Below are 5006 nucleotides of genomic sequence, written 5' to 3'. Positions count from 1 at the left end.
GCTTCTCCGTCTTGCCAGCCTCTACGTCAAGCGCATTCCGTCCTGCGCTTTTCATGCCTTTTTCAGCATAAGGGCGCAGTTCGGCCACAGTGATACTTGGTAACGAATTCTAGAACTTATCGAAGCGCTGTCTAGGTGGTAACAGTCCAATAACACTCTCATATTGGTGCAATGGCTCATTTTTTTTGAAAAAAGTGCACAATTGTTAAGAGTTTATGAAGTAAATGTTGCTAGCTTATGGATAAGCTGACAGTGTTACTCGCTTTTTACCGTGTCAAATACAGGGTAGTGAATGGGTAAATTGGTACTTTTCGGGGCTTACCTAATAATGGCGAGTTGAATCTGAAATTGCTTTCAGCATTCTTTCAGAGAGCAACGCACCTTATTGACACTTTGTCTCTGGCACGCTCTTGCCCTTAGTTTCCACTCATGCTACCTCCCGACTTCGGAGCATGAAAAAGGGCCCGCATGCGCGGGCCCTCAGGCAGTGCGTAAGGGGATGAGACAGGATTACTGCTGGGTCTGATCGCCCTGGGTGCCGTCGGCGGCCTGGTCGCCAGTACCGTCGGTCGTCTGATCGCCCGCGGTCTGGTCACCGGCAGCGTCGCCGCCCTGGGTGCCAGTCTGGTCACCGGCAGCGTCGCCGCCCTCGGTGCTCTCGGGCGCAGTGCCGTCGGTCTGCTGATCCGTTGCGGCCTCGCCGCCCTGGGTGCTGACCTGGTCGTCAGCCGACGGCTCCTGGCCAGCGCTCTCGTCGGTCGGAGCCTGATCGGTGCCGGCCTCGGTGCCCTCCTCCACGGTGGGCGTCTCGGTCTGGTTGGCGGCGTCGTCAGCGGCCTGCTGGTAAGGAGCCAGGTCGATGGCGTAGGGCAGGCCCTCGGGCATCGGGTTGATCACGACTTCGGCATTCTCGCGATACTCGGCGAACCAAGTAGCGAAGCTCTGGCTGTCATTGCTCTGCTGCATGTACTCCAGGTAGCTGCGGAAGTCATCCGGCAGCTGATCCAGCGAGGTCAGGCCGCCCTCGGGCAGGGTGAACTCGTCGGTCACCTTAATAATATGATAGCCGTAGTCGGTCTTCACCAGCTCGCTGACCTGGTCCTTGGACAGACCGTTGACGCCGTCCTGGAATTCGGTCACGAAGGTGGACAGCTTGTCCCAACCCACATCGCCGCCGTTCTGGGCGCTGGAGTCGGCAGAGTACTGCTGGGCGGCTTCCTCGAAGGACAGCTCGCCGGCATTGATCTTGTTCAGCACGTCCTGGGCCTGGGCAGCCAGCTCCTCGTCGGAGACGGTGTCATCGGACTGGAACAGGATGTGGCTGACGCGCTTGGCGCCGTTCCACTGCTCGGCAGCCTGCTGGGCCTGGGCCAGCACGGCATCGTCGCCACCTTCTTCGGTGTTGGAGGCGGCCACGGCCTCAGACAGCTTCTGCTGCAACAGGGTCGGGGTGATGACCTTCTCGATGTAGGACTCCTCGGTCATGTTGCTAGCGGTGAGCGCCTCCTGGAAGGCCTCCTCGCTCTCGAACATCGCCTTGGTCTGCTCCAGCTGGGCATCGATGTCGGCCTGCTCCACCGCTACGTTGTACTCCTTGGCAGCCTGCTCGTAGAGGTCCTGGTCGACGTAGTAGTTGATAACTTCCTCGCGCACGGACTCGGGCGTGTAGCCGTTGGACACCATCCACTGGCCCCACTGCTCGTCGGACTCCAGGTTCGCGCCCTTGCGGAAATCGGCAATGTAGTCGGTTACGGTCTGTTCCATGATGTTCTGGCCGTTGACCGTGGCAGCTACATCGCCGCCGGCGCCATTGCCGCCGCAGCCCGCGAGACCAGCACCCAGAGCCAGGGCGACCGACACGGCGCCTACGCTCTTGAGCGTCTTGCTCTTCACAAACGAGGTGAATTTCATGATTCCCTCAACCTTTCACTCCGTTGCCCAAACCCTACGCCTGGACACATTCGTTCAGCTCCGCCACACCTGGCCTCCCCGCCAGGCCCTGCACATTCATACAGGGAAGGCGTGCGCTGGGCATAGCAAGCCCTTTTGTGGACGAGCGATTATTATTCCAAAGGACGTTCGCTCGAAGCGACGAACCACGGAGACCGCACACACCCGCAACAAAACCCACACATTCCTGCAACTCCCCTGAAAAATAAGGGTTTTCGTCACCTATCATCACCCTGTCAATACCCTACCCCACCGCACATTTTCGCCCCTTTGTCCCCCTGTCAAGGGTGTCAAGGGGACGGCTCCCTTGACAGCACCCCCAGTGTCAAGGGGACGGTTCCCTTGGCAGCGGCACCTCCATAGGGGAGGGCTTCAGCCGTCCCGAGTGTCAAGAGAACCGTCCCCCTCGACAAGCGACAAACCCTCGACAGAATCGCTTCCTCGGCGGTGTTTGGACAATAGCATGCGCTCGTAAATTTTACGGACGTATCTTTCCGCCTCCGCATAATGCTCCTTGCAACGAACGAACCGGGCATCGCCCGCCGAACCGCAAAGGAGCAGAACATGGCCGCCACTCTTCCATACATCCTCCGCGAGACATCCTCGGGCATCCATTCCTATCGCATCCAGGACGAGATGCTGCGCCGCCGCGAGATCCAGTGCACGGGCCCCATCGACGACAGCGCCGCCGACGACCTGTGCTTGCAGTTGCGCTACCTGCAACAGGCCGACCCCGCCGGCGAAATCACTATCTACATCAACAGTCCCGGAGGCTCGGTGCTCAGCGGCCTGGCCATCTACGATGTAATGAAGGCCATCAGCTGCCCCGTGCGCACCGTGTGCCTGGGCATGGCCGCCAGTATGGCAGCGCTGCTGTTCATCTCCGGCGACAGGCGGGACATGCTGCCCCACTCGCAGGTGATGATCCACGATCCCATCCTGGCCAGCCCGGCGGCCGGCAGCGCGCTGGAGATGAAGGCCCTCAGCGACAACCTGATGCGGGTGCGCGAGATAACCGGCCAGGTGATCGCCGAGCACACGGGCAAGACCCTCGACGAGGTGCTTGCCACCACCTCCCACGACAGCTACTTCGAAGCGGCACAGGCGGTGGAGTTCGGCCTGGCCGACCGTGTAATAACCACCCTCTAGGCGCGTTGGCATCTAACCCGCTTTGCCGCCCGGCTCGCCCCGGGCGGCCCCGACCACCCCATCACAAGCAGCAGCACGCAGCACGCAAACCACCGACAAAGGAGGCCATCATGGCAAACGAAAACCTGAACGAGCAAATCTGCGGCGCCCCCGACTTCCAGGAAACGGAAGCGCCGGAAAGCACCCCCGGTATGCAGATCGGTGCGGACGACCTACCCGAAGAGAGCGATCTGCCTGAGGAGGATGACGACCTGTTCGAAGAGGAGGAAGACGACTTTGCATGGTACCAGGCTGAGGTGTACCGGTACGAGCAAGCGGTTCTGGACTACGACCTCTACGAGGGCGACGACGGAAAGTCGGACGACTATCTCGATGACTACTATCTCAACGAGTATTATCTCAACTGCGACGCCACGGTATCCTCCGTGTCTGCACCAGCAGAAGAAGTAGCAGCCGTCATGCCCGAGAAATGCCCGCGCAACGACTTCGACGACCTGGATGTCTCGGCGGGTTACGCGAAATCCAAGCAGAACCCCGTGCCCATTCGCACGCACCGCATCTTGGCCGAGGGAGTGGAGGTTTCGAACGACACCTGGAAAACCGGCCTGAACAACAACGACCTCATCATCGGCCCCACCGGCTCGGGCAAAACCCGCCACTACATCAAGCCGAACCTGATGCAGGGGGCGCTCCCCGTCACGGGAACCAATCCCGAGAGCTTCATCGTCACCGACACAAAGGGCAACCTTCGCAACGAGGTGGGCATCGTCCTGAAGCGCAGCGGCTTCTTGGTGCACACCATCGACTTCACCGACCTCCCCAAAAACCACCTCGGCTATAACCCGCTGGCGTTCGTCCGCATCGATCCCCTTACTGGCGAGGCTCGGGAGCAGGACGTCATGCGCATCGCCACCACGCTGTGCCCGCCCACGCTTTCGAACGACCCCTACTGGAGCAATGCTGCCCGCTCGCTCATCGCGGCGATGATCGCCTACACCCTGGAATGGCTGCCGAAAGAGCAGCAGCACCTGGGCACTGTGTACGACCTCATCACAGCGGCCGACAGCAACCAAATGGAGGAGAACTTCGTGGAAATTGCCAACGCGCGGCCCAACTGCCTGTTCGTGAAGCAGTTCAGCTCGGTACGAGCGGTGCGCGATGCCGAGAAGACCTTCACCTGCATCGTGGGCGTAGCCACCGATCAGCTGTCGTCGCTGGTGTTTTCCGACGCCATCGCGTTCTACACGACGTCCCCGCAGGTTGACTTCAGGAAGTTGGGCACGGACTTCGCCGGGCTTTTCCTTACCGTCAGCGATACCGACCGATCCATGGACAAGCTGGTGAATCTGCTGTACAGCCAGGCCATCAGCGAGCTGTGCATCTTCGCCGACACCGAGTGCGCTGGCAGCCGGCTGCCCCATCCGGTGCGACTGTACCTGGACGATTTCGCCGCCAGCGCGGTCATCCCCGACTTCGACAACATCACGTCGGTCATCCGCTCGCGCGGCATCGCGGTGAGCATCGTGCTGCAGAGCATCACCCAGCTCAGCGCCATGTACGGCCAGGATCGCGCCCGTACCATCATCAACAATTGCGCGCATATCCTGTATCTGGGCGGCCACGATCTGGACACGGTGGACTACATCGCGGCCCTGGCCAGCTGCCTGCCCGATCGCATTCTCAAGCCGCCGGTGAACAACGCCTTTTTGTACACCGACGGCGCGGGCGGCCAGCAGGTGCGCCGCTACCCGCTTGAGCAGCACCCTTGCTACGCGCAGCTGCCCGAGGCGAAGAGGGCGGCCGAGATCGCCGAGAGAGAGCAGCGGGAAGGGGAGATGTTCCCCAGTCTCGAAGAGGAAATTCGCTGGATGCGCGCCGAACAGGCGGCGTAACAACCGCGCGATGCG

The 5006-nt window shown here is 60.9% G+C and carries 3 protein-coding genes; 2 read left to right on the top strand and 1 reads right to left on the bottom strand.

Features of this window, described 5'->3' with window-relative positions:
* Positions 1–510: 510 nt before the first annotated feature.
* Positions 511–1911 carry a peptidylprolyl isomerase gene (locus G503_RS15305; protein WP_035023114.1) on the bottom strand — a complete coding sequence of 467 codons (1401 nt, stop codon included), beginning with the start codon at positions 1909–1911 and terminating at the stop codon, positions 511–513.
* 603 nt (positions 1912–2514) lie between these two features.
* On the opposite strand from G503_RS15305, the gene G503_RS0112630 reads away from it, so the two are divergent.
* Positions 2515–3099 (top strand): ClpP family protease, encoded by a 585-nt coding sequence (locus tag G503_RS0112630; protein ID WP_028027843.1) that lies wholly within the window; start codon positions 2515–2517, stop codon positions 3097–3099.
* Between the two features lie 110 nt (positions 3100–3209).
* Entirely contained in the window at positions 3210–4991 is a 1782-nt protein-coding gene (locus tag G503_RS15300) for a VirD4-like conjugal transfer protein, CD1115 family (protein ID WP_051191287.1), read from the top strand.
* Positions 4992–5006: the final 15 nt, after the last annotated feature.

The sequence above is a fragment of the Adlercreutzia mucosicola DSM 19490 genome, assembly GCF_000422625.1.
In the GTDB taxonomy this organism is placed as follows: Bacteria; Actinomycetota; Coriobacteriia; order Coriobacteriales; family Eggerthellaceae; genus Adlercreutzia; species Adlercreutzia mucosicola.
This window is presented reverse-complemented; position numbering and strand designations above follow the sequence as displayed.

Bases quoted from the DNA above. Each gene is read 5' to 3' on its own strand.
- G503_RS15305 (WP_035023114.1), bottom strand. From the start codon at position 1,911: ATGAAATTCACCTCGTTTGTGAAGAGCAAGACGCTCAAGAGCGTAGGC.
- G503_RS0112630 (WP_028027843.1), top strand. From the start codon at position 2,515: ATGGCCGCCACTCTTCCATACATCCTCCGCGAGACATCCTCGGGCATC.
- G503_RS15300 (WP_051191287.1), top strand. From the start codon at position 3,210: ATGGCAAACGAAAACCTGAACGAGCAAATCTGCGGCGCCCCCGACTTC.